The organism is Bradyrhizobium sp. sBnM-33 (assembly GCF_032917945.1).
Classification (GTDB): domain Bacteria; phylum Pseudomonadota; class Alphaproteobacteria; order Rhizobiales; family Xanthobacteraceae; genus Bradyrhizobium.
The window spans coordinates 6,198,500-6,222,000 of sequence record NZ_CP136624.1 but is presented as its reverse complement, the minus strand read 5'-3'; the positions used below and the strand labels follow the sequence as shown (position 1 = coordinate 6,222,000).

The following is a 23,501-nucleotide window of genomic DNA, read 5'->3' as shown; positions in this document are numbered from 1 at the left end:
GTGCGGTGATAAAAGTTAACGTACATACCTTGGGGCGGGTTCCGCAATGGGACGTGCGAGAAGAGCTCAGGAAATAGGTCACGGTCACTACCCCGATCTTGCGGTCAGGCGAACAGCTCGGCGCCGGCGGGTAGGATTACGAGGTGAGCTACGAGGCGAAGAAGACGAAGAGATCGACGGTTGCCGTGAGGAAGGTGGTCAAGACGATCGGAAGCAGCCAGAAGAAAGTTGAGCGACGGCTCGGCCGAGGACGACCCTCACAATGATGCAGGCCGTCAACCAAGGCGGCCTTTTTCAACTAAAGCAAACGGTAAACGGCGCTACCGACTATTACGACGATGACGATTCCAAGGCTCATGAGAAGCCATGGCATATCTTTGCGCTCCCGCGGCGTCACTCGACCATCCCTTACTGCGGCGCTCGCAGCGCAGGCGACCGCAACCAACCACTGATGCGCGAGCCGGTCTCAGCTTCTCGAGCCTTCTTTTCGACCGCATCGCGCTGATAGCCGTGCGGGAGCAATTCGGCTTCCCCTCGTAACCGTTTCGCTTCTTCGGCAAGACGTTGTTCGAGGGACTGGATTTGTTTGAAACGGCGACGCTTTTGCATGGTGCAACTCCGTTCCGTTAGAGGGAGGCAGAAGCGAACATGGGGCTTTCATCGGCGACAATTGAGACCGCACTGCCGAGGCCGCGCGGTGAAAAAGGCTAAACGTATGTCACTCGGGACTGGTTCCGGCGGGCCGCATTTCAGAGGAGTTAGAAACCCCTATCGAAGATGCGGATCGCAGGAACTTCGATTGTTAGAGTGACTTGTGGTGGTAAGGCCCGGCCTATCAAGACCTAGACGTCGATCCTCACAGGAGCTCAGCCATGAAACAGCTCATACTGGCAGCCGCCCTCGTTGCGCTTGCCTTACCAGCGTATTCGCAGTCATCGCAGAACCAGAGCACGTCCACCCAGCGGTTCGTAGAAAAGGCCGCTATCAGCGACATGTTCGAGATTCAGTCCAGCCAGCTTGCGATGGAGAAATCGAACAATAACGAGATAAAACAGTTCGCTCGGATGATGGTCAATGACCACACGAAAGCGAGCGAAGAATTGAAATCGATCGCGCAGAAGGTACAGGGCGTTCAGCTTCCCACCAAAATGGACGCGGACCATCAGAGCAAGCTCGATCAGCTCCGCTCTGCAGCAGCCGCCCAGTTCGATCAGCGCTACCGCAGTGATCAGATCCAAGGCCATGAAGCGGCTGTGTCGCTTTTTGATCAATATGCCAAGACCGGAGAGAACGCGGAGCTGAAATCCTGGGCGCAGAAGACTTTGCAGCAGCTGCGTACTCACCTGCAGCACGCGCAGGCGCTTCCCCAATCGACCGGAGCGCCGGTCACGGGCGCCGCTCCCGGTCAAACAAGTCCGCGGACCGCACAACGCGAACAAGCGCAGACAGGTGATGCCGGGCGGGGGCAGAAAGGCAAGGCAGCGGCAATTGCTGCACCCGAGCCGAACCAGATGCTGGGATCGGATCTTCGTGGAACCCAAGTTCGTGGGGCGAACGATGAGAACATCGGCGAGATCAATGATATCCTCGTCGATCGCAAAGGCGGAGTGGTTGCCGTGATCGTCGGCGTCGGCGGTTTTCTCGGTATCGGAGAGAAGAACGTTGCGATCCCGTTCCATGCGCTCGAGATCGTAGAGGGTCGGACCAGTGGTGGCGGCGCCGATCGAACCGGCACTGGCACCACAGGTGCTGCGGGTCGCGGCGACACCGCAGCTGATCGCTCGCAGAGTGGAAGGCAGCAGCAAGCACAAGGAACGATGGAGCCGGATCGCATCGTACTGCGTGGCATGACGAAAGCCGACCTCGAGGCTGCCCCGGCTTTCCGCTCCGAGGGTACAGGGACTACGGGTCAGCAGGGCCGTACCAACGGCAGTCTTGGGGGCAGCAGCGCTCCTCGGTAACAATATTGGGGGGCGTGGCTGAGCGGGGCGCCTTAAGTGGTCGCCCCGCTTGGCACGAGTTCTCTTACTCGCAGTTTATTGGAATAGCGCCACCGGGGGTGAACGTCACGAAGGGGCCGGATTCGTGCATCATCAGCCGGCCGCGCTCGATCGCGAGTTTGAGGCCCGCGCCGTACTCGGCCGGGTTGCTGCCGTCGCGGAACAGAAGAAGACGAAGCGATCGGCGGCTGCAGTGAAGAAGGCGGTCATGAAAGTGGCACGAGCCGGAAGCGGGTCGAGCGCCGGCTCGAAGTTAGGAACCGCTCGAGAGAATCCGAGTTTTGAATAGCAGCACCGTGTCTCCGGTGCGGCTGTGGATGGAAGGGTCTCGGCGTCGCCGCTGAGGCCCTTCTACGTTCTGGACAGCAGTATTTCGGCGGTTGTAGGCCCGGCGAGGTCAACCATTCATTCATGTGAGCCCCGATGTCAGCCATTTGCGCCTTTCTCTCCATGCGCTCACGTTCCTTGCTACCGGGGGGGAATGCTTCGGCTTGCGCTCTGATCTCGCCTCCACAGGTTCCACGTATGTGCGAAAGCCAGATTTTGCGGTCAGGCGAACAGCTCGGAGCCGGCGGGCAGGTTTACGAGGTGGGCTACGAGGCGAAGAAGAGGGGCAGGTCAGCGTCCGCGCTGAAGAAGGTCTCAAGAAGGTCGTACCAGCCGTAGGCGGGTCGAGCGCCGGCTCGACGTTAGTAACGGCTCGACAGAATTCGATTTCGGGTTGCAGAACGTCATGCTGACCACTTGTCTTCTTCGCGCCTGGCTTCGTCTTCGTTAAGGCGCTCTACAATTTCGGCAGCGACGGCGGGAGTCTCCGCATCTGCGATGGGGGTCCCGTCCTGCTTCTTTACCTTCTGACCGTCGACATCCATGGGAAAATCTTCGGGCCTTAGTGGCTTCTTTGAATTCGGTGTCATGTCCTTCCTCCCTGCGTTGCGCCGGGCGATTGCTGCTCTGGTTAGGTTCTACGCGAGGAATGGTTCCTATGGCGCCGATATCGCCGTCGACCTACTTTGTCGCAGCAAAAATAGGAACGAAGGCAGCGCCTGAAAAATTGCTAGTGCTTCCATGGTTATAAGGAGAACGACCATGAAAGTATCAGCGATCGCGGTAGCATTGTTCTTTGCGCTCGGCTCAACGTTGGCTGTCGCCCAAGGTGGTGGTGCCGGAGGCGGTGGAGCCGGGGGCGCAGGCGGCGCTGGAGCGGGCGCCGGCGCAGGTGCGGGCGGCGCAGGTAGCGGAGGCGCCGGTGCCGGCGGCGCAGGTAGCGGCAGTGGCGACGGGTCAGGTGCCTCCGGCGCAGGGGGTCCACCCGCACCAACAGTCGGCACAACCCGTAGCCCTGCCGACGTACAGACGCCAGACCAAGAAACGAAGAGGAAGCAAAAGTAAATCGGCCGGCTTTGCCGACCAAAAGCCTCTCAACCGTTGAAGGGTGGCACCGGACTAGTGCGTCAGGCGAACAGCTCGGCGCCGGCGGGCGTGAAGGTGACGAAAGTCCCTGACTCATGTAGCGTGAGCCAGCCGCGCTCGATCGCGAGCTTGAGGCCAGCGCCGTACTCGGCCGGGCTGCCGCCGTCGCGAAAAAGAAATGGCTCGTTGATTTTCTCGACGTGGATGCGCCCTTGAACCGGCTCGACCGCGTTTGCGATCTCGAGGATCCGGCGCGCAGCTTTTGCCGGGTCGGCATAGGGGCGGGCGTATTTCATGCGGCCGCCTTGTCTTCTTTGTCAGCGCCTCGAGCGACGATCCTGATCGCGTCGTCGGGCAACGGCCGCTGCAGCGCCTTGGCCTCATCCCACGGCGCGCGCATCCAGACGTCGCGTTCTTCATCCGTCATCAGGATGACCGGCATGGCTGTCGCATGGATCGGCTCGACGACGGCATTCGGCGACGTCGTCAGAAAGCCGTAGACCTGGTGCGGGCCGGGAATTGGTTTCGATTTCGTCCCGCGGTCACCCTTGAACTCGGTCCAGATGCCGGCAAAGCAGATCAGCGGCCGATCGCCGTTGATCGCGAACCAGACGACGTCCTTCTTCTTGATCTCCGGATTCGGCTCCGGCGCGTATTCGGCGAAGCTGTTGGCCGGCACCAGGCAGCGGTTCTCGGGCTTGAGCCAACTCCTCCAGTGCGGAGACGACGTGTTGCGGATGTTGGTCACGGGTGGCCCGCCGGTGCGCGGCGGGGGTGGCATGCCCCAGCGCATCAGGGTCAACTCGCGTTCGGTGCCCGCATTGCGAATGACGGGCGCGGGATAATCGGGAAACACGCCTGGCATGGGGGGCAGGTTGCCGACGTAACGGTTCATAACGCGGAAGAGCGCGCGCATCGCTTCTTGGTTCGTCGTGATGCTGTAGATGGGGTGATTGCGGTTGCTGCTCGAAAGGCTCAGCCTGGAAGGGAAGCCGGCGAGCCGGCGGCAGCAGGAGCGGGAACATGAAGCACTATGTCGGTCTGGATGTTTCGCTAAAGGAGACGGCTATCTGTGTTGTGGACGAGAATGGCGTCGTCATTCGCGAGGGCAAAACATTTTCGGAACCGGAGGCTATTGTTGCCTGGCTCAACGAAAGCGGATTGCCCCTTGCCAAGGTCGGGATTGAGATTGGTGGTCTCGCTCGTTGGCTGTACGGCGAACTGCGTGCTGCCGGCTTACACGCAGTCTGCATCGATCCCCGAAGACTGCGCGGCGTGACTAGGACGATGCCGATTAAGACCGATCGAAACGACGCTCGCGCTATTGCGCAGGTAATGCGGGTCGGCTGGTACACCGTTGTTCATATCAAGGGTGACGTGAGCCAGGAGCTACGAATGCTTCTCAATAATCGCAAGACGCTTTTGATTAAGCAGATCGATATCGAGAATGAAATTCGGGGCGTCTTACGCGTCTTCGGCTTAAAGCTGTCTGGTCGTATATCTCAAGTAACGTTTGAGCAGCAAACGAATGAACTCACAGATGGCCATCCACGACTCGCGGCGATGCTGCGCCCAATGCTTGTGGCTCGAGCCGCGCTGCGTGAACAGTACGGCGTCCTACACAAGATGGTACTTGAAATAGTACGCCGCGAGCCAACATGCCAGCGGCTCATGACGATACCAGGCGTAGGCGCACTGACGGCAATCACTTTTCTAACAACTATTGATGACCCGGATCGCTTTCAACGCTCCCGCGATGTTGGCGCGCATCTTGGCCTTACGCCACGCAAATACGCATCTGGCGAAACCGATCGGAATGGCGCTATTTCGAGGTGCGGCGATGTGATGCTCAGGACCATACTTTATCAGGCAGCGCTTGCACTTCTAACCCGCACCCAGCGTTGGTCTGCATTGAAAGCCTGGGGTGTAAGGGTGGCCAAGCGACGCGGTCTTCGCCGAGCAGTCGTGGCGGTCGCGCGAAAATTAGCGATCGTGATGCATCGGATCTGGGCAGATGGAAGCGAGTTCCGATGGACCCGCGAGGAGGCGACCGCATGATCGATTAGCAATTCAGCGGATCCGCCGAAAAGGCGGAACGACGTCCTGCGAGGACGAGGTCGGGGTGACTGCGCTGCAACCTCTGTGCCTGCAGCACGCGCTAATAGATAGCAGCTCCCGATCTTCGGACTACCATCGTGAGGCGGCAAACGTCGACCTCGTAGACAAGAGCGAGCCTCGCAGGCTGTCGGTAACGAGCTGAACCCTTGTGCCAGCAACCGCAATCAGACAAGAGATTGCACATTTCTGGAGGGCTGCTGCGATAGATGTTTCCCACTAGTCTCGATCAGTATGCAGGTCTCTCAGCTTGCGCATGTAGTAGCCCTGCGCCTGAAGCGCTGACCTAATCTCCTCGCTAACTTTGACAACCCGTTTCTTGCTCTTGCGCCATTTTCCCGGCGGCGCAATAGGCGGTATCGGAAATCCCTTCTTCACAACGAGCAGATCACGTCTGGTGTTCAAATACACATCCATATGCCTGTCTCCCAAAACGACTCAGCTTATCGCTTTGAGAGCAGAGAGCGGGTTACCGAAAGGCAACACCGGTCTGATGTTGTGCGCCCTCCTAATTTACCGCTGGCGAGGTCGGTCCCGAGGCGCAGGCAATCTACCGCCAGCGGCCGCCCCGGCCGGACGCAAGAGAGCGCTTGACCAAGTTAAAGCGGCACAGGCCCGATTAGCAGCTAGGTCTCGTGGATTGCTCAGGGGCTTTGATGCCGCTGTAATGGCCACCCATGAGCACGAAGAAACGTGAAGTTATTTGGGGCGGCCGGATCATGGGCGCGGATATGCGCGCCCGGACAGCCCGCCAAAACGCTAAGAAGGCCGCCGGTGCCGCTGATCGTGCCGAGGCAGAAGCATGGTCGGTGCGCATGGAAGGCTATGGCGGTCCGGCCCAGCCGTCTCCAACAATTGGCCAATGCCTGAAAGGTGGTTACGGCTGGCTGGAAATCGAATGCTGCCGATGCAAGACAAGGGCGAGCCTGCCGCTTGATGCAATCCGCAGGGCGCGTGATACGCCGATCTGGAAGCTAGAGCCGTCCTTCCGATGTCGGTCTTGCGGCACGCGCCGCTACAAGCCGCCTGTGCGCATGATCAAGTTGACCGAGCAACGCGAGATCACTCCGTACAAGTGGGTTCATCCTGATGAGGAGCGATGAGACGAGTGCAGGGAGGAGCGGACCTTGGGCATCAGGCTTTGCATATCCGCTAATGACTCGCCGATCTCCCGCGATGGATGTGCGGAGGCTGTTCGCCGCCATCGCGGCACTAAGCTGCGACGGCAGGGGAAATTCCAAATGACGGCGCTTCACCCGATCCGGAGGGCGTGCCCGGCGTGCGGCAGGCCGATGGCCGCCGTGCCCGACGTAGTCAGATAAACAGATTGGCAAAAGCCAAAGCAACAAGCCCGGCGAGGCCGACGTACACAAAGCGGAAAACCCGACGATCCTCCGCGGCATGACGTTCCGAGAGTTGCCCAGTCATGAAGTCGGCGAAAGGGTCTGACACGGCCGTCCCCCGTGCGGAAAGCTGCATCGAATCTGAGTTGCGATTCTCGGTCAAGCAAGCACTGGTGTGATATTCATGTCGTCGCAACGAGAGGTAGAGCTGACATACTCGAGGAGGTGTCCAATGAGGACGCGGGCAAACATCTCGATGGGCGCGACCGTCGCCTTCAACACCGAGTACTTCGCACATGAGCAGGACGCGGAGGGCGTTACCGCCACTCTGTGCGATTGGTTAAAGCGCGATCCCGCGGGCGTCGCGTTCGAATATGAGGTATTGCAGTAAGCGCACCAGCCGCCGTGCTGGTCGATTGGTTCTGCTTGACAGGCATGATGGGTCATTCCCCCGAACAGGATAAGGTGCGACACGCGCTCTGGATATGAAGCCGCAAACGTTGCGCTCATCGCGCAGCCTTCGGAAAATCCCAGCAGTACTGCTCGCCGAGAGCCAATATCGTCCATAACTGCGCGGACATCGTCCATTCGCTGCTCCAGCGATGGCGCACCAGATATCCTGTCGGACAGTCCCTGACCCCTTTTATCAAACGTGATCACACGGGCGAATTTTGAAAGTCGATGGAGGAAAGCGGTATAGCCGGGCATTTCATGCAGGAACTCGATATGCGAGACTATTCCGGGATCATAATGAGATCGATGGGTCCGTCGCCGACTGCTTGGTACGCGAGGTTGACCTCGCCGCTGACCGCATAACGTGTGGGAGGCAACTGTTCCAAATCACTCATTGGGTCGGCGGACCTCCGCGGAGTGTGTTCTATGATTAATGTCAAGTAGCACATCCGCCGGCATACTGCGAGGTCCGTTCCGGGTCAGGAGCGGGCTCATGCCCTGCAGCAAAGAGCAGAGCTATTCAATCACTGCCTCAGCGCGGGCAAGAAGAGGCGCTGGGACTTCGAGACCCAATGTTCTGGCAGTTTTGAGGTTGATGTAAATCTCGTATCGATCTGGTTGTTCGACCGGGAGGTCGGCGGGCTTGGCCCCGCGAATAATCTTATCAAGATAGACCGCGCCTTGCCTCGCTATCGCAAAAAGATCCGGTCCCAAGCTGACAAGGCCTCCTGCCACAATCGATTCCCTAAACCCGTGGCAAGACGGCAGGCGATGGGCAAGGGAGAGCTCGGCAATCAATTTTGAATTTACAAACGTGAGTCCGCCCGCAACCACGATCAAGCCGCCGATGCGATTTCGCCGCATTTGATCGAATGCGGTGGGTAGATCATTTCCGGACTCGACATAAACAGGCATCAATCCGACATTCATCGCAGGGGCGGCCTTCTCCAGCGATATTATGGCGAACGAAACATTCGGATCACCATGCGCGCCTAGAACAGCGACTCGTTCGAGAGTTGGTACGATCTCCTTCAGCATCTGTAGTCGCTTGGCGTAGGTATCGGTCGCCGCCTCAAACGTAACCCCCGTCAGGTTGCCGCCGGGGTGAGCGAGACTTTGAACCAATCCAATGTCGACGGGAGCGCCGACTGACAGAAATACGGTGGGAATGGTAGAGGTTATACGCTTTGCTGCTGCTCCACCAATCGTACCCCATACAACCAGGATATCGATGTCGGGAATCAGCCTAGTTATAGCGCCCTCGATTGCCTTCGGCTGCGGCGGCACAGTCAAACTGCTTACGACAATGTTCTTCCCTTGAATATAACCAAGAACGTCGAGCTTCTGTGTGAGGGCATGTAGCAGCTGATCTGCCACTTCGGAAGATGAGACGGAGCCAATCCGCCAGACTTTACCGGATTGCTGCGCGCGCGCTGCAATCGGCCACGTCGCCGTAACCCCGATGAGCGTTATGAACTCGCGCCGCCTCATGTGACTCACCCGCAAAAGATGACTGCGCAATTGCTAATCTATAGCAGCCCGGACCGCCCCGCGTGTTTCACGAGTGCCAATAACGAAAGTTGCTCAATTTCACTCGATCACCTTGTCAGCTCGAGCCATAAGGTTGTCGGGAATGGTTAGGCCAAGCGCCGCGGCCGTTGTGAGATTTAGAGCAAATTCGAAAGCGACCGGCTGCTCGACGGGAAGTTCAGCCGGGCTGGCTCCTTTAAAGATTTTGTCGACGTAATGCGCCACCTTGCGATAGACCGGCTTTAGATCAGGGCCGTAGCTCGCCAGTCCGCCCAAAACAACAAAAGTGCTGAGTTGATAAATCGCCGGTATTTTTGTTTTGGCGGCCAACGAAACAATCTTCGGCCGGGTGGGATCGGCTAGGACAAACAGAGCGTCGCAGTTTTCCTGCCTCATCCTGTCAAATGCCTCCTCGAGATCGCCAGGCGTCGGAGCCTTCACTCGAACGACCGCAAGGTCCAAAGTTTTTGCGGCAATTTCCACCAGTTCGTATTCCTGCGGATGGGTCGGATTGGTCGACATGAGCACCGCAACACGTTTGGCGGACGGCAGGATCGTGTGGAGGAGTTCAACCGACTTGCCGATGGCCTCGCCAGACATAGTGGCCATACCGGTAATGTTTCCTCCCGGATGAGCTAAGCTCTTGATGAAGCCTGAGCGAACCGGATCAGTGGCAGGGGCCATTACGATGGGAATGGTCGAGGTGGCGCGCTGGGCAGCGGCTATGGCCGAGGCTGCGACAGCAACAATAACATCCGGGCTGCGCGCGATCAGCTCATTTACCAGCGAAGGTAAGACTTCAGCTTTCCCCTCTGCATTTCTGGCATCGACGACTAGGTTCTTGTCCTCAATGTAGCCAAGCTCCCGCATCTCCGCGCGGAAAACGTCAAATAGCGCACGGACCACGGGATGATCCAGCCTTTCCGGATGAAGGTATGCGACACGCCACCCCCTACCGGTCGCTTGCTGCGCAAGCACTACGCCCGGCCACAACGCTACCGCACGCGCAACAAATGTGACGAATTCCCGGCGTCGCATGGCGCCTCCGCGAGACACGCACGACCGACAGCAAACCCTAGCACTTTGCGAGCAGACGGACAGCAAATATTGGACCCTGCAGCGCTCCAAGCACGACTGTCCGCTTTAGGTCAAACTGAGAAGAACTCAGTGAGACCAAATGTCTTCCGGATTGCCCGTGAAAGCGGACCTTGCTCAATGCCAAGGGCACTTCGCATTTGGCAAATAGGGGACATTGAGCCGTTCCCGACAACCAAAGCTGTTGCTATAATTCCGGCACGGGCCGAAAGTCCCAGCAAGCGTGAGGGTCGTCAATGCAGCCAGACACCCGGTACGCCAAGAGCGGCGACGTTCACATCGCTTATCAAGTTTTCGGCGAGGGTCCGCTCAACGTTGTCTTCGCTCCGCCGGGCTTTACCAACGTCGAGCACTGGTGGGACGAACCTGAGGTGAGTCGTTGGCTGCTGCGCCTGGCGAGCTACGCCCGGGTGGTGATGTTCGACAAGCGCGGCACGGGCCTGTCGGATCGGGTCGCTGACTTCCCGGGCCTAGACCAGCGCATGGACGACCTGCGGGCGGTCATGGACGCCGCCGGCATGGAACAGGCGGCGCTTCTCGGCATTTCTGAAGGCGGCACGATGTCGGCGCTATTCGCCGCGACCTATCCCAGTCGCTGCCGCGCGCTGGTGCTCTGCAACGCCTATCCGGCATCGACATTTGCTCTGTTGAAGCTGGGGCAGTCTCTCGACTATATCGAGCGTGACTGGGGCAGCGGCGGCAGCGTGGGAAGGTTTGCGCCTTCCCGCGTGAACGACTCGGCGTTCAAACGCTGGTGGGGCAAGAACGAGCGAGTGTCCAATAGCCCTGCTGGCGCCGCCGCGTACGCGCGCATGAATCGTCTGATTGACGTCAGCGACATCGTCTCGACGATCCGGGTCCCGACCCTCGTCATCCACCGGACGAACGACAGGGTCATCAGCGTCGAGGGCGGCCGGTTTCTCGCCACGCATATTCCCGGCGCTCGCTATCTCGAGTTCCCAGGGGTCGACCACTTCCCCTTCGTCGGCGACAATGCCGACGACATCGCCGATGCGATCGAGGAGTTTCTGACTGGCTCGCGTGCGCCCGTCGCCGTCGACCGCGTGCTTGCCACGGTGCTATTCACCGACATCGTCGGCTCAACCGAGAAAGCGGCCGCGCTCGGCGACCATCGCTGGCACGACCTCCTTGACATTCACCACACCGCGATACGGCGTGCCCTCTCACGTTTTCGCGGCCACGAAATCAAGACGACCGGCGACGGCGTTCTTGCTACTTTCGACGGTCCGGCACGCGCCGTGCGCTGCGCTTGCGCCATCGCCGACGAAATCAGGCCGCTGGGCATTGAGGTCCGCGCCGGGCTTCATACCGGCGAGTGCGAAGTGATTGGCGATGATATCGGCGGCATCGCCGTTCACATCGGAGCGCGCGTGGCGGCACTCGCCGGCGCGAGCGAGGTGTTGGTATCGGGCACGGTCAAGGACCTGGTAGCGGGTTCCGGCCTACGTTTTGGTGACCGCGGCAATCATTCGCTCAAGGGTGTCCCCGGAGACTGGCGCATCTTTGCAGTGGAACGGTGAATGCGCCGCTCTAACCAGTTCGGCTTGACGCTCCACCGCTCTTTTCCCGCGCCAAACGTCTCTTGCGGGTCAGACTCGGAAGTCCAAATCTTCACGACTGGTTTCTGGTTTACCTTTGACAGCCGACGTGGAGAGGACAATTGCTTTTTTCGGCTGAGGGCCACGACCGGACTCATGCGTCGCAGCAAGAGAGCTCTATTCGATCACCTCGTCGGCGTGAACGAGCAACGCGGGCGGCAGTTGCAGGCCCAATTGCCGTGCAGCTTTTTGGTTCACGACCAACTCAAATTCGGTTGGGGCTTGAACAGGCAGTTCGGCAGGATTGGCACCGCGCAAAATTCGATCAACATAGGATGCTGCGCCTGCGAAAATCTTCTCGATTTTCACCCCGTACGACATTAGGCCGCCGGCCTCGCAGAAGATGCGAAGCGAGTAGATCGCCGGTAGACTGCACTCTGCAACCAGCGCAGTAAGCTGAACACGCCGCACAGAAGTGATCGCATCTGGCAGAAAAATGAGTCCACTATTCGGCTTATCCTTGAGAGAGCGAATAAGACGATCAATGTCGGAGCTATCGCCGCTCGGTGTTTCAATCGAGCCAATCCCTTCTTTGCTCGCGACTTCATCAATTGATTTGCGAAACGCTGAGGAATTGTTGCCCGGTTCAGGGTTATATACGATCCCTATGTGCTCGACGTTTGGCGCCACTTCCTTAATCAGCGCAACCCATTTGCCGCCGAGGGACGGTTCAAATGGCGTAAAACCAGTCACGTTGCCCCCGGGCCTTGAGAAGCTCTCGACGTAACGCATTCCGACTGGATCGCTGACCATCGCGAAGACGGTCGGGATGTTAGAATGTTCGGCATGCAGAGCGGCCATAGAGGTGTTGGTCGCTACGAACAGAAGATCGGGCTGCAAAGCGAGCAGCTCCCGGGCATATGCCTGTGAGAGATTGGTATCGCCGCGAGTTATTCGAGACTCGATCTGGAGATTTTGGCCGAGTATCCACCCCTTCTCTCTGAGGGAGGTTTCGAGAAAGCTACCTTGACCTGGCTCGGAAATGAGAAACCCGACACGACGCGCGCGGCCTTGAGCGATCGCGCCGTCGACGTTGGCGAGCATCGCAAGACCGAGAATGAACTCCCGCCTCCTCATGCGCCCACCTTAGATTTCAGATGCGCTAATGATACCGCGCCGCAGAAAAGGCGGATAGCTGTGTCCGCGTTGGGAGGTGCCATAACCGGACCTTTGCTTGTTCACTCAATTACCTTATCGGCACTCGCGACGAGCGCAGGAGGTACGGAAAGCCCCAGCTGCTTGGCTGTCTTGAGGTTGATGGACAACTCGAATTTGGTTACCTGGTAGATCGGGATGTCGCCGGGGTTTGCTCCTCGGAGAATTGCGTCGATGTTGTTGGCGACGCGCTTATACAATTCGATGAGGTCGAAGGAATAGGCCATTAAGCCCCCGACCTCGACGGAGTGCGGATGCGTAAAAATCGCCGGAAGCTTCGCGTCACCGACCAACTTAGCGACCAGAGTGCTGTTTTGATCGACCTCAGGCGAATCGAGGACCATCACCGCATTTGCACCGTCGCGGGCGATGCTTTCGACCGCCGCCCGATAGTCTGCTTCGCTGGCACCAATTTCCAGTAAAGACACCGCGAGAGGGAGGCCTGCCGTTTCGGCCGCTGCGCGGATTCCGGGACCGGTGATTGGCCCATGCCATTGCGATCGAAGACCGAGACAGCCGAGTTTCGACATGGTCGGAACCATCTCGCGCAACAGTGCAATCCGTTTTCCGTGAATGGATGGACCGGTATCGATGCTGACTCCCGTGAAATTGCCGCCCGGGTGAGCCAGACTTTCGGCGATCCCTGCCCTAACGGGGTCGCCAGTTATCACAACGATCGGAATGCGCGTTGTGAGCTTTTTGAAGATGACTGCGCCAGGGCCAATGACAAGGATGACATCTGGGTTGCTCCGAACGATTTCCGTCGCCAGGGCTTCGGGGCCGGACGTGTTCTGCTCTCGGCCGTAACTTTCGACCTTGAGGTTTTGTCCCTCGATCCGCCCCAACCGCCGAAGTTCAGCGAATAGAGCTGGGGAAACTTTGCTTTCGCTATGCTCATGTAAGTCCGCGCTCGGCTGTGATGGGCTGAAGATAGCAAGACGTTTCTTATTGGTGCTCTGCTGTGCCACCGCAGCAAGCGGCCATCCGACCGCCGCACCGCCAAGAAGCCTGATGAAATCGCGCCGTCTCATGCAGCCCTCCAAGGAGGCTCAGGACCACGCTAAATGCAGATCGAAGCCTACCACATCGCGGCATGGGAGTCCGGGGTGTTGGAGGCGCAAGATGTCGAGCGCGGCAATCCGCTATTCTGCGTTGCGCCATGACCGCTAAGGAGCATTCGCTTCGTTCTGACGTGCGCTTGCGACTTCCGGTCTAACCCCGATTGTGTTGCCAAACTCTCGTTGAGACGACTCACGATCCGTGATTCCGTTGGTGGAGAGAGGGCATCAGCGGGAGCAGCGCATGATGGGGCGGCGGGAAACTGGGCAGGGACAGTTTTTCTATTCGTTTGATCTCGACGAGGTGGTTCCACCCGATCATCTAGTCCGGCAGATCGACGGTTTGCTCGATCTGAGTTGGGTGCACAAGGAGTTGGCGCCTTATTACTCGCACACGGGACGGCCGTCGATTGACCCGGTGCTGATGATCCGGATGCTCCTCGTCGGCTATGTGTTTGCAATCCGCTCCGAACGACGGATTTGCGCCGAGGTTCAGGTGAACCTTGCCTATCGCTGGTTCTGCAAGCTCGGCATCGAAGACAAGATTCCCGATCACTCTGTATTCTGCCGTGCGCGGCGCGAACGAGAAAGCGATACCTTGCGCCGAGTATTCGAGGGTGTGGTGGCGATGAGCATCGCGGCCGGGCTGGTTGGGGGCGAAGCATTCTCGATCGATGCGAGCCTGATCAAGGCGGACGTGGACAGGAAGAAGCGGATCCCCGGCGATCAGCCGTTTGCATGGCCGAAGGCAGAGGAAGCTTCCCATGCGGTTCGCGAGTACCTTGCAGCCCTCGATGCCGGCGGCGATGAGGATCGTAGTGGAGTCGGTGACGGGGCGAGCGAAGGCGGCGATCGACGCAAGCCTCCCAAAGAGGTCTCGCTTACCGATCCGCAAGCGACATGGGTTGCGAGACCCGGCCTGGACCCGTTCTTTGCCTATGACGCGAACTACCTGATCGACAACAAGGTCGGGATTATCCTTGATGCGGCAGGCACTCGCGCGAACCGCGCCGTGGAGATTGCTGTCACGCAGGCTATGGTGGATCGTGTTGAGCGCCGCTTCGATCTGCGGCCCCGCAGGCTCGCAGGCGACACGGCTTATGGCGCAGTACGACTGCTCAAGTGGCTAGTGGATCGCAACATCACACCGCACGTACCTGTGTGGGACAAGTCGGCACGCGCCGATGGCACCTTTAGCCGCGCCGACTTCGTCTTCGATCCAGAGCGCAACATCTATGTTTGCCCAGGCGGTGCGGAACTGACCAGCACAGGCAATATCGATCAAGGCCATATCGTTTACTACAGGGCCAGTAAGAGCGATTGCTCGCAGTGTTCACTGAAGCCGAAATGCACGACGGCGGTCGTGCGCAAAATCACCCGCGACCTCAACGAGGATGTGCGCGATCGCGTCCGTGCATTGGCCAATACAGAAGCCTTTCAGCAGTCTCGCCGCGAGCGGAAGAAGGTCGAGATGCGATTTGCGCATATGAAACGGATTCTTAGGCTCGACCGACTTCGGCTGCGGGGCTTGGGTGGTGCCAGAGACGAAGTGCTGCTCACCGCAACGGCACAGAACCTAAGGCGGCTGGCCAAGCTTCTCTGCCGCGCCCCGCTACCTCTCGGAGCCGCTTGTCTTGTATAGATACCAGCGAATAGGCACCGCAGCCGACACAAGGGAGGGCGCAAACAAAGGGCCGGCTAAAACTCTTCGCCAAGCTCTGCAATCGAGACCTGCCGAGTTTTGCAACACAATCACCCCTTAAGCGGACAATTTGCGAACCGCTCAGCATGCCTCAAAAGTGCCACTTCCGGACTCATTCATCGCACAAAACAGCATACTATTCGATCACCTCGTCAGCGCGGGCGAGCAACGACTCGGGAATTACCAGTCCGAGGTCCTTGGCAGCCTTCTGATTGATGACCAGTTCAAATTTCGTCGGTTGATAGTAGGGAATATCACCGGGCTTCGCACCCTTGAGGATTTTGTCGATAGAACGAGCGACTTGGTGAAAGAGCTCCACAAAATCGATGCCATAGGCCATAAGCCCGCCGCCGTCTTCTATATACGAGCGAAATGGATAAATGGCTGGCAACCGGTATTTCTTAGCCAACTCGCCGATCAGTTGTGCCTTCGTAATGAGTTCCGGACTACTGTCGATGAAGAGCGCGTCGGCACCTTCCTGCGACATGAAGGCGAACACACGACGATACTCTGCCTCGCTCGCATCCTCGAGAAAGGAGGGACCCACGACCGCGATGCCTGCTTTCTCGGCCGCCGCCTGCATTGAGGCCGCGTCCAGGCCTTGTCGCAGACCCAGAATTGCCAGCTTCGATATTGTTGGCACGGCTTCCCGGAAAAGCTCAAGCCGTTTGTCCCAAAGGTCCGATCCGGCATCGATGCTGACGCCCGTGATGTTGCCACCCGGCCGTGACATGCTCGGCACAAGGTCAAAACCGACCGGATCCCTAGTCATCGCAACGATCGGTATGGTGGACGTTACCTCTTTGAGAGGGACCACCGTCCGATTCGTAAACGCTAAGATAAGATTGGGATTGCTGTTTGCGACATCGCGGGCGAGCTTGGGGTAGAGTTCCGCACGCCCCTCGCCGGAATAACGCTCGATCACGAGGTTCTGCCCTTCGACGTAGCCGAGCCGGCGAATTTCCTGGAAAAGCTCGCGCCAATACCGGTTGCTGCTACGATCGGTCAGCTCGGCGACCGGCCACAATGGATGCAGTATCGCGATCCGGTACGCCTTCGTCGATTGCTGCGCTCGTGCGCTAAACGGCAGCATGACTCCTAAACCCATGAACGCGATGAACTCACGCCGTCGCATGTGTCCCTCCTACAAGGATCACGTCTGTGGGTGGATGAGAGCCTAGCACCTTTCTGCGACGGCCGCTTCGGGTCACACAAGCGGCGGTCGCGATCCCTGATGCGGAGTCCGGATTACCCTAAATACCGGACTAGCGGCAGGCGACGAAGTTGGTCGGCTTGGGGCCATAACCGGACTCATGCGCCGCAGCAAACAGCCTCTCTATTCGATGACCTCATCGGCGCGTGCGAGAACATTTGGCGGGATTTCGAAGCCGAGCGTTTTTGCGGTTTTGAGGTTGATGGCGAAGAGGAACTTGGTCGCTTGCTGGTACGGAATTTCGCCCGGCTTGGTTCCGCGCAAAATCTGATCGATTTGCCCGGCCGCGCCTCTATAGGCTTCGGAGAGCTTGATGCCGTAGGCCATTAACCCGCCGGAAGAGACGAACTCCGGATAGGCGTACATCGCCGGCAGGCGGGCGGCCGTTGCCAGCTCGGAGATAAGCCCGCGGTTTGCGATGTTCTCGCTCTGATCGCTCGCGAGGAGCGCTTGCGCGCCTGCATCGGCGATCGCCAGGATGACTCGGCGATACTCTGGCTCCTGAAGAGAACCATGAAGCTGCGGCCCAACAAAGTTCAGGCCTTGCCGTTGCGCAGCCTCCCGAAGGGCCGGCCCGTACCACGAGTCCCAAGTCTCGTGGTCCGCAAGGAAGCCTATGCGGGAGAGGCCAGGGATAGCTTCTTTCAACAGTTCGAGACGCTTCCCCCAAACCTCTCGACCAGCGTCGACACTGACTCCCGTAATGTTACCACCAGGTCGCGCCAAGCTCGTCGCAATGCCGGCAGCGACCGGATCGGCCGAAATGCCGACGATCGGCATGGTTAGGGTGGCGGCTTTTAGCAACAAAATCATTTCGTTCTTTCCCGACAGGATCACGTCTGGCCTGCGACCTACAACCTCACGGGCCAGATCGGCATATTGCGCGGTCCGCCCCTCGGCGGAATATCGCTCGACACGTAGGTTTTGGCCTTCGATATAGCCGAGGCGGCGAAGCTCCGCGAAGAACGCGGGGAACCACGGGAGACGGTCGCTCGCCTCGTTCATCTCGGACACGGGGTACGACGGATGGGCAATGGCAATGCGGTAAACCTTGTCCGCCTGCTGCGCCTCAGCGCGGCTGAGCGCGGCGGTGCAAACGAGACCGGCAATGAACGCGCGGCGCCTCATTTGATCCCCTCCTTGGCTCCTGAGCCGGGAGCGTAACAGCGCTTTAACTTGCGCTATCTTATCACGTCGGAATGAGGGCGGGCGTGCTAAACTGGATACACCGGTTCACGATCACGGCCGTTCTGGCCGACTCGTTCGCCGCTCGAGCTGTAAGCACACGTAGATGCGTATGAGTCCTGTTTCGAGACGGCTCATTTCAGGCCACGCAAGATGTGGTGAAGTCGCTCAGAGTTTGGGACACCGCGCCTATCCTGCTCGGCGCGCCAAACCGATGTGAGCGCCGACCCGGCGGGCACTCCAGTTCCTCGGGGTTATGCCACGCATTGGTCCGCTTGCATCGCGGACAGCGGGTTGCGACTAGAAGCAGCGACGCACGTCGGGTTCGGGGTCATTTTCGGAAGTCGGCGCAAGTAAGGACAAGGTCCGTTTTGACGCCGTGAACGGACATCCCTGCCCCGGCACCGCAGGTCCGAAAAGTGCCAACAACGGACTCATGCACCGCGGCGAATAACACATTTATTCAATCACCTCGTCCGCGCGGGCGAGCAATGTTGGAGGCACACCGATGTTCAGGGCATTAGCCGTTTTTACATTGATCACCAACTCGAATTTTGCCGGCTGTTGGATGGGAAGTTCGGCAGGTTTGGCGCCTTTGATGATCTTGTCTACGTAGGCAGCGCCTCTCTTGAAGAGATCGACGAGGTCGGGGCCGTAGCTCATCAGCGCTCCCATCTCGACAGCATCGCGATAACCAAAAATCGTGGCTAGTTGCGCCTCTCGCGCAGCATCAACGATATTACGTCGATACGTCCACAGCAGACCCTCTGGAAAAACAATGAGCCCGTCAACGCTTCCGCGAAGCGAATGGAACACAACATCGATATCCTCGGCCCGGCGCACATCATAATCCTTGAGAGTGAGGTTTACCGATCGTGCTGCGTGGCTTACCGCATCGAGGTAGAAACGGCTGCCAGGATTTGCAGAATTCCAAAGCGCACCAATTCGGGTGATTTTAGGGGCTGCTTCGTGCAGAAGCTGGAGCATTTTCGCGTTTGTTTCCGGCGTGACCTCTAAAGAAAAGCCGGTCAAGTTGCCACCAGGATGGGAGATGCTGGCGGCTAGGCCACCTCCTACGGGATTAACAACCGCAAGCGCGACGATTGGTAACTGTGCTGTAGCTTTCTTGGCAGCAACAGCCGGGGGATGGCCTGCCGTGACAATCACGTCCGGCTCACTTTGGGCCAACTCGCGCGCTACATCGTCGTATTGGCTTTCTTGACCAGCCATCCAACGGTACTGGATGGACAGGTTGGACCCCTCACTATAACCTAACTCGTTCAATCCTCGCCTGAAGGAGTCAGCAAGAGGGTTCGGACCTGCCGCAACTGAAAAGAAAACAACTCGCCACACTTTTCCTGATCGCTGCGCTCTAACCGATGGCGGCACGAGCACAGTGGTAACTCCACTGATAACGAGGCTTCGTCTATCGATCATGCGACGGTCCTCCTGAAGGCGCGCTTTACGCCGTTGCAACGGCACGAATACACGCATGTCCTGCTCGTGATCCGTGAAAGAAGGTCGCAGCGCGAGAAGTCAACTAAGCCGGTCGGCCTCTCTGGATAAGCCCGGTTTGGGTCAAATTCGGAAGTCCGGGCGCGCAACAGGGCAGCCCGCTGTACCCTCAAGAACAGACTGTCGCCAGCCGGGCCTGTCAGGTCCGAGAAGTGCCAACAACGGACTCATGCACCGCAGCAATTACCAGCTTTAGTCAATCACCTCGTCGGCACGGGCGAGCAGCGAGGGTGGAATGGTGAGGCCGAGCGCTCTTGCGGTCTTGAGGTTAATCACCAGCTCGAACTTGATCGGTTGTTCGACCGGCAGCTCACTCGGTCTCTTGCCGTCCAGAATCTTCGCGATCAGCACTGCGGCCGAGGCTGCCATCCCGTTGAGGCTGGCCCCGTATGACATGAGGCCGCCAGCGTCGACGGACTCACGGAACGCGAACATCGTGGGCAAGCGATTCGTCATCGCGAACTCCGCGACCTGCTTCCCCTGCGCTATGAGGATCGGGTCGGGGTAGACGAACAACGCGTCGGGGTTCACCTTCGCGACCGCGCTCAAGACGGTCCTAAGATCGGACTCGCCCCAGGTCTGCAGGCGGTCCGCCGCCTGCACGTCGGTGACTTGGAGCTTGATCCCCAGGCGAGGTGCAGCGTCCTGCGTCAGTTTGAGCCCGGGCGGCGCGTCTTCAGGGTCGGAAAGGTAGACCACCCGGACCGCGTTCGGGACCGCCTCTTTGAGCAACTCGAGCCTCTTCGGGCTCAGCTCCGTGGACAGGCAGGTCACTCCGGTAAGGTTGCCCTCTGGTCGGTTGAGCCCAGCGACGTGCGCCAACGCGTCGCAAGAGAGGATCACCAGCGGCGTCTCCTTCACCGCGGCGCTGACGATCCGGACCGCCTTCGTGCCGCCAACGTAGATGACGTCGACCGGGAGGCGCACTAACTCAGCTGCAAGTTCCGCCAATCGCTCGTATCCTCCGTACCGCGCTTCGATGACGAGGTTCTTTCCCTGAATGTAGCCGTGGTCGGCCAGCCGATCCAGAAACGCGCGGGCAAATCCACCTTTCCCAAACGACGGCTGCGGAATATTAGGCGGGAGAAGATTGGGCGGTCGGATAAACACCATGCCCACTCGATGTACCTTTCCAGGTTTCTGCGCCGAGGCGACCGGCGCGACGAAGATGCTGAGGGTCAGGATCGCGATGAGCCACACCGTCTTGCGCCACATGATTGGTCTCCTTTCCTGCGCCGCGCTGAATTAGTTGGGCGGGAGGTCGGGTCCACACAATTCAATAGGGGCACTTGTACCACGCTTAGGCGCATTGCGCCGCAAAAGTCTTGAGCCGCCCATGTCTCAGTTGGGTCAATCGCGTCGGTTCGGCCGACCACTGATCACTTCCGGTCTTCCCTCAACTGCGGACATCACGCATCGGGACCACCACTTCCGAAAAGTGCAATAACCGGACCTTTGCTTGTTCACTCAATTACCTTATCGGCAATCGCGACGAGCGCAGGAGGTACGGAAAGCCCCAGCTGCTTAGCTGTCTTGAGGTTGATGGACAACTCGAATTTAATTACTTGGTAGAACGGGATGTCGCCGGGTTTTGCTCCCCGGAGAATTGCGTCGATAGGATGTGCGGAGCGCTTATACAATTCGATCAGGTCGAAGGAATAGGCCATTAAGCCCCCGGCCTCGACGGATTCGGTAAACGAAAAAATCGCCGGAAGCTTCGCGTCGCCGAGCAACTTGGCGATCAAAGCGCCTTTTTGTTCGGTCTCAGGCGACTCGACGACCATGACCGCATCTGCACCGTCGCGAGAGATGCTCTCGACCGCCGCCCGATAGCCTGCTTCGCTGGTACCCATTTCCACTAAAGACACCGCGAGAGGGTGGCCTGCCGTTTCGGCCGCTGCGCGGATTGCGGGGCCTTGGGTTACATTCCATTGCAATCGAAGAATGAGACAGCCAAGTTTCGACATGGTCGGGAACATCTCGCGCAACAGTGCGATCCGTTTTCCATAAATGGATGGACCGGCGTCGACGCTAACTCCCGTGAAATTGCCGCCCGGGTGCGCCAGACTGTCGGCGATCCCCGTCTTAACGGGGTCACCAGTTATCGCTACGATGGGAATACGCGATGTTAGTTTTTTGAAGATGACTGCGCCAGGGCCAACGACGAAGATGACGTCCGGGTTGCTTCGAACGATTTCCGTCGCCAGGGCTTCGGGGCCGGAGGTGCTTTGCTCTCGGCCGTAACTTTCGACATTGAGGTTTTGTCCCTCGATCTGTCCTAACCGCCGAAGCTCAGCGAATAAGGCTCGCCAACCTTTGCTTTCGCTATGTTCATGCAGGTCCGCGCTTGGCTGTGATGGGCTGAAGATAGCAAGACGCTTGCTATTGGTGCTCTGCTGTGCCGCTGCAGCGAGCGGCCATGCCACCGCCGCACCGCCAAGAAGACCGATGAAATCGCGCCGTCTCATGCAGCCCTCCAAGGAGGCTCAGGACCACGCTAAATCCAGGTCGAAGCATACCACATTGCGGCATGGGAGTCAGGGGTGTTGGAGGCGCAAGATGTCGAGCGCGGCAATCCGCTATTCTGCGTTGCGCCATGACCGCGAAGGGTCAGCCTTAGACGAAATTGCGATCCCAACGGTATCAGCTCTACCCCAACAAACGGACATCGTTGAACGCGAACGGCAGGTCTGAAAGTGCCAAAACCGGACTCATGCGCCACAGCAAGAAAACGCTATTCGATCACCTCATCCGCGCGCGTAAGCAGCGACGGAGGAATGGTGATGCCAAGCGTTTTGGCGGTCTTGAGATTCACGATTAGCTCAAACCGGGTCGGTTGCGCGACTGGCAAATCGGCCGGGCGTAAGCCCTTCAGTATCTTGTCCACGTATATGGCCACTTCCCGCCACTGGTCGGGATCAGAGGCGCCGTACGACATCAGACCGCCCGAAGAAGGAAACGAACCAACCATCGAGAACGAAGGCATCTGATGCTTCAGTGTGAGTTCGATGACATCCCTCCGTACCAAGGTTGGTTGAATAATAACTGCATCCACCTTGCTTTGGCTCATTCCCTCAAAATGACCCTCGGCATTCTCCGTTGGATGCATCATTACCCGATTGATCTCGATGCCAAGGGCCGGTGCTGCGAGCTCGATCTGACTGAGAAAGGGCTTGCTGAAGGGGTCCACCGTGTTCGCCAGAACTGCAACGCGGCGAGCGGCCGGCAACGTCTCACGAATGAGTTCGACGTTCTTAGCCATGACTTCTGCAGCGATAGCCGTATTTCCGGTGATGTTACCTTCAGGCCGTGCCAGGTTCTTTACAAGCCCGGTAGCAACCGCATCGCCGACTGCCGCCATGATGATGGGAATGCTGCTCGTGGCTTGCTTCGCCGCCATGGCAGATGGCGTTTGCCAAGCGACAATAACGTCGGCTTTGAGGCGAACCAATTCACTAGCCAAGTCTCCAAGGGCTGCCGCATCGCCACCCGCGGATCGCAGCTCTAGGCGAAAACTCTGGCCTTCGATGTAGCCAATTTTTCCCAGCGCTTCTCGAAGAGCTTTCAAAAAGGGACCGGGATTAGGATTCCCAAAAACGAGTACGCCGATTGTCGGAACTTTGATTTGCTGCCCAAACGCAGCAAAGGGACATATTACGGCTCCGCCGAGGCTTAAGAGAAACTCACGCCGTTTCATCCTTGTCCCTGAGAGCAATGAAGCGCAGCTATTCATTTAATTGCCCGAAACCAAACGTGGTTTCCGGTGCCTGTTTTAGCCGCTTAACAGCTACCTGTATATCCAATTGGACCCTGCGTGATGTCCGAGTTGGGTCAATCGCGTCGTTTTGACTGTCAGCCGGTCACTTCCGGTCTACCCCGATAAACAGACATTGTTGGTATTTGGCGCAAGTCGCAAAGAAATGCCAACAACGGAAGTGGTCGCTTCACTCGATCACCTCGTCCGCACGGGTGAGAAGGGACACCGGAATCTCAATATCGAGCAATTTCGCTGTCTTGAGATTAATGAGAAGCAGGAATTTGGTGGGCTGCTCAATCCGGTTTGGCGCCTTTGAGAATTCGATTGACATGGTGACGATGAGATCGG

Annotated in this window: 24 protein-coding genes and 2 pseudogenes; 8 read left to right on the top strand and 18 right to left on the bottom strand. The window is 58.5% G+C overall.

Features of this window, described 5'->3' with window-relative positions; genetic code table 11:
- Nucleotides 1-137 precede the first annotated feature (137 nt).
- Nucleotides 138-266: pseudogene (locus RX328_RS29405) on the top strand (DUF3606 domain-containing protein); the annotation flags it as partial.
- Nucleotides 267-408: 142 nt separating this feature from the next.
- On the opposite strand, the gene RX328_RS29400 reads toward RX328_RS29405, so the two are convergent.
- On the bottom strand, nucleotides 409-609 hold the full coding sequence (locus RX328_RS29400) for a hypothetical protein (RefSeq protein WP_213256225.1): 201 nt from the start codon (nucleotides 607-609) through the stop codon (nucleotides 409-411).
- Between the two features lie 263 nt (nucleotides 610-872).
- Here RX328_RS29400 and RX328_RS29395 point away from each other — a divergent pair, with 263 nt between their 5' ends.
- The gene (locus RX328_RS29395) at nucleotides 873-1,961 is read left to right on the top strand and encodes a DUF4142 domain-containing protein (protein ID WP_213256227.1); all 1,089 of its coding nucleotides are present in this window, start codon (nucleotides 873-875) and stop codon (nucleotides 1,959-1,961) included.
- Nucleotides 1,962-2,731: 770 nt separating this feature from the next.
- Here the strand turns inward: RX328_RS29395 and RX328_RS29390 are convergent.
- A complete protein-coding gene (locus RX328_RS29390) occupies nucleotides 2,732-2,917 on the bottom strand; it encodes a hypothetical protein (protein ID WP_213256229.1) in 186 nt (61 codons plus the stop codon).
- A gap of 206 nt (nucleotides 2,918-3,123) precedes the next feature.
- On the opposite strand from RX328_RS29390, the gene RX328_RS29385 reads away from it, so the two are divergent.
- The gene (locus RX328_RS29385) at nucleotides 3,124-3,432 is read left to right on the top strand and encodes a hypothetical protein (RefSeq protein WP_213256231.1); all 309 of its coding nucleotides are present in this window, start codon (nucleotides 3,124-3,126) and stop codon (nucleotides 3,430-3,432) included.
- 22 nt (nucleotides 3,433-3,454) lie between these two features.
- On the opposite strand, the gene RX328_RS29380 is transcribed toward RX328_RS29385, so the two are convergent.
- Complete coding sequence (locus RX328_RS29380) at nucleotides 3,455-3,709, bottom strand: hypothetical protein (protein WP_213256233.1); 255 nt, start codon at nucleotides 3,707-3,709, stop codon at nucleotides 3,455-3,457.
- Nucleotides 3,706-4,329, bottom strand: a complete 624-nt coding sequence (locus tag RX328_RS29375; protein ID WP_317258524.1) for an SOS response-associated peptidase family protein — start codon at nucleotides 4,327-4,329, stop codon at nucleotides 3,706-3,708. Before RX328_RS29375 ends, RX328_RS29380 begins: the two co-directional genes overlap by 4 nt.
- A 107-nt stretch (nucleotides 4,330-4,436) precedes the next feature.
- Between RX328_RS29375 and RX328_RS29370 the strand changes: the two genes are divergently transcribed.
- Complete coding sequence (locus RX328_RS29370; protein ID WP_317258523.1) at nucleotides 4,437-5,471, top strand: IS110 family transposase; 1,035 nt, start codon at nucleotides 4,437-4,439, stop codon at nucleotides 5,469-5,471.
- A gap of 276 nt (nucleotides 5,472-5,747) precedes the next feature.
- On the opposite strand, the gene RX328_RS29365 is transcribed toward RX328_RS29370, so the two are convergent.
- Nucleotides 5,748-5,945, bottom strand: a complete 198-nt coding sequence (locus RX328_RS29365; protein ID WP_249726243.1) for a hypothetical protein — start codon at nucleotides 5,943-5,945, stop codon at nucleotides 5,748-5,750.
- A gap of 260 nt (nucleotides 5,946-6,205) precedes the next feature.
- Between RX328_RS29365 and RX328_RS29360 the strand changes: the two genes are divergently transcribed.
- Nucleotides 6,206-6,631, top strand: coding sequence for a hypothetical protein (locus RX328_RS29360; protein ID WP_213249675.1), 426 nt, complete (start codon nucleotides 6,206-6,208; stop codon nucleotides 6,629-6,631).
- 211 nt (nucleotides 6,632-6,842) lie between these two features.
- Here RX328_RS29360 and RX328_RS29355 read toward each other — a convergent pair whose 3' ends face one another.
- Nucleotides 6,843-7,034, bottom strand: coding sequence for a hypothetical protein (locus RX328_RS29355; RefSeq protein ID WP_213249676.1), 192 nt, complete (start codon nucleotides 7,032-7,034; stop codon nucleotides 6,843-6,845).
- Nucleotides 7,035-7,103: 69 nt separating this feature from the next.
- Here RX328_RS29355 and RX328_RS29350 point away from each other — a divergent pair, with 69 nt between their 5' ends.
- Complete coding sequence (locus tag RX328_RS29350; RefSeq protein ID WP_249726261.1) at nucleotides 7,104-7,262, top strand: FAD-dependent monooxygenase; 159 nt, start codon at nucleotides 7,104-7,106, stop codon at nucleotides 7,260-7,262.
- Nucleotides 7,263-7,360: 98 nt separating this feature from the next.
- On the opposite strand, the pseudogene RX328_RS29345 reads toward RX328_RS29350, so the two are convergent.
- From RX328_RS29345 to RX328_RS29335, 3 genes and pseudogenes are all read right to left on the bottom strand, one after another.
- A pseudogene (locus tag RX328_RS29345) lies at nucleotides 7,361-7,579 on the bottom strand (alpha/beta fold hydrolase); the annotation flags it as partial.
- Between the two features lie 261 nt (nucleotides 7,580-7,840).
- The gene (locus RX328_RS29340) at nucleotides 7,841-8,815 is read right to left on the bottom strand and encodes an ABC transporter substrate-binding protein (protein ID WP_213249678.1); all 975 of its coding nucleotides are present in this window, start codon (nucleotides 8,813-8,815) and stop codon (nucleotides 7,841-7,843) included.
- Between the two features lie 99 nt (nucleotides 8,816-8,914).
- Nucleotides 8,915-9,892: an ABC transporter substrate-binding protein gene (locus tag RX328_RS29335; protein ID WP_213249680.1), complete on the bottom strand. Its 978-nt coding sequence runs from the start codon at nucleotides 9,890-9,892 to the stop codon at nucleotides 8,915-8,917.
- Nucleotides 9,893-10,185: 293 nt separating this feature from the next.
- Between RX328_RS29335 and RX328_RS29330 the strand changes: the two genes are divergently transcribed.
- Entirely contained in the window at nucleotides 10,186-11,490 is a 1,305-nt protein-coding gene (locus RX328_RS29330) for an adenylate/guanylate cyclase domain-containing protein (protein WP_213249682.1), read from the top strand.
- Between the two features lie 195 nt (nucleotides 11,491-11,685).
- On the opposite strand, the gene RX328_RS29325 is transcribed toward RX328_RS29330, so the two are convergent.
- Nucleotides 11,686-12,645, bottom strand: coding sequence for an ABC transporter substrate-binding protein (locus RX328_RS29325; protein ID WP_213249684.1), 960 nt, complete (start codon nucleotides 12,643-12,645; stop codon nucleotides 11,686-11,688).
- Nucleotides 12,646-12,746: 101 nt separating this feature from the next.
- Nucleotides 12,747-13,754: an ABC transporter substrate-binding protein gene (locus RX328_RS29320; RefSeq protein WP_213249686.1), complete on the bottom strand. Its 1,008-nt coding sequence runs from the start codon at nucleotides 13,752-13,754 to the stop codon at nucleotides 12,747-12,749.
- Nucleotides 13,755-14,025: 271 nt separating this feature from the next.
- Between RX328_RS29320 and RX328_RS29315 the strand changes: the two genes are divergently transcribed.
- On the top strand, nucleotides 14,026-15,423 hold the full coding sequence (locus tag RX328_RS29315; RefSeq protein WP_213249688.1) for an IS1182 family transposase: 1,398 nt from the start codon (nucleotides 14,026-14,028) through the stop codon (nucleotides 15,421-15,423).
- Nucleotides 15,424-15,619: 196 nt separating this feature from the next.
- On the opposite strand, the gene RX328_RS29310 is transcribed toward RX328_RS29315, so the two are convergent.
- The 7 genes from RX328_RS29310 to RX328_RS29280 form a co-directional block, all read right to left on the bottom strand.
- Nucleotides 15,620-16,618 (bottom strand): ABC transporter substrate-binding protein, encoded by a 999-nt coding sequence (locus RX328_RS29310; RefSeq protein ID WP_213249690.1) that lies wholly within the window; start codon nucleotides 16,616-16,618, stop codon nucleotides 15,620-15,622.
- Nucleotides 16,619-16,819: 201 nt separating this feature from the next.
- Nucleotides 16,820-17,824 carry an ABC transporter substrate-binding protein gene (locus RX328_RS29305; RefSeq protein WP_213249692.1) on the bottom strand — a complete coding sequence of 335 codons (1,005 nt, stop codon included), beginning with the start codon at nucleotides 17,822-17,824 and terminating at the stop codon, nucleotides 16,820-16,822.
- A gap of 516 nt (nucleotides 17,825-18,340) precedes the next feature.
- Complete coding sequence (locus RX328_RS29300) at nucleotides 18,341-19,318, bottom strand: ABC transporter substrate-binding protein (protein WP_213249694.1); 978 nt, start codon at nucleotides 19,316-19,318, stop codon at nucleotides 18,341-18,343.
- A gap of 270 nt (nucleotides 19,319-19,588) precedes the next feature.
- Nucleotides 19,589-20,611, bottom strand: coding sequence for an ABC transporter substrate-binding protein (locus RX328_RS29295; RefSeq protein ID WP_213249696.1), 1,023 nt, complete (start codon nucleotides 20,609-20,611; stop codon nucleotides 19,589-19,591).
- A gap of 248 nt (nucleotides 20,612-20,859) precedes the next feature.
- Nucleotides 20,860-21,864, bottom strand: a complete 1,005-nt coding sequence (locus RX328_RS29290; RefSeq protein WP_213249698.1) for an ABC transporter substrate-binding protein — start codon at nucleotides 21,862-21,864, stop codon at nucleotides 20,860-20,862.
- Nucleotides 21,865-22,130: 266 nt separating this feature from the next.
- Nucleotides 22,131-23,093, bottom strand: coding sequence for an ABC transporter substrate-binding protein (locus RX328_RS29285; RefSeq protein ID WP_213249699.1), 963 nt, complete (start codon nucleotides 23,091-23,093; stop codon nucleotides 22,131-22,133).
- 247 nt (nucleotides 23,094-23,340) lie between these two features.
- Nucleotides 23,341-23,484: a hypothetical protein gene (locus RX328_RS29280; RefSeq protein ID WP_410733919.1), complete on the bottom strand. Its 144-nt coding sequence runs from the start codon at nucleotides 23,482-23,484 to the stop codon at nucleotides 23,341-23,343.
- Between the last annotated feature and the right edge of the window lie 17 nt (nucleotides 23,485-23,501).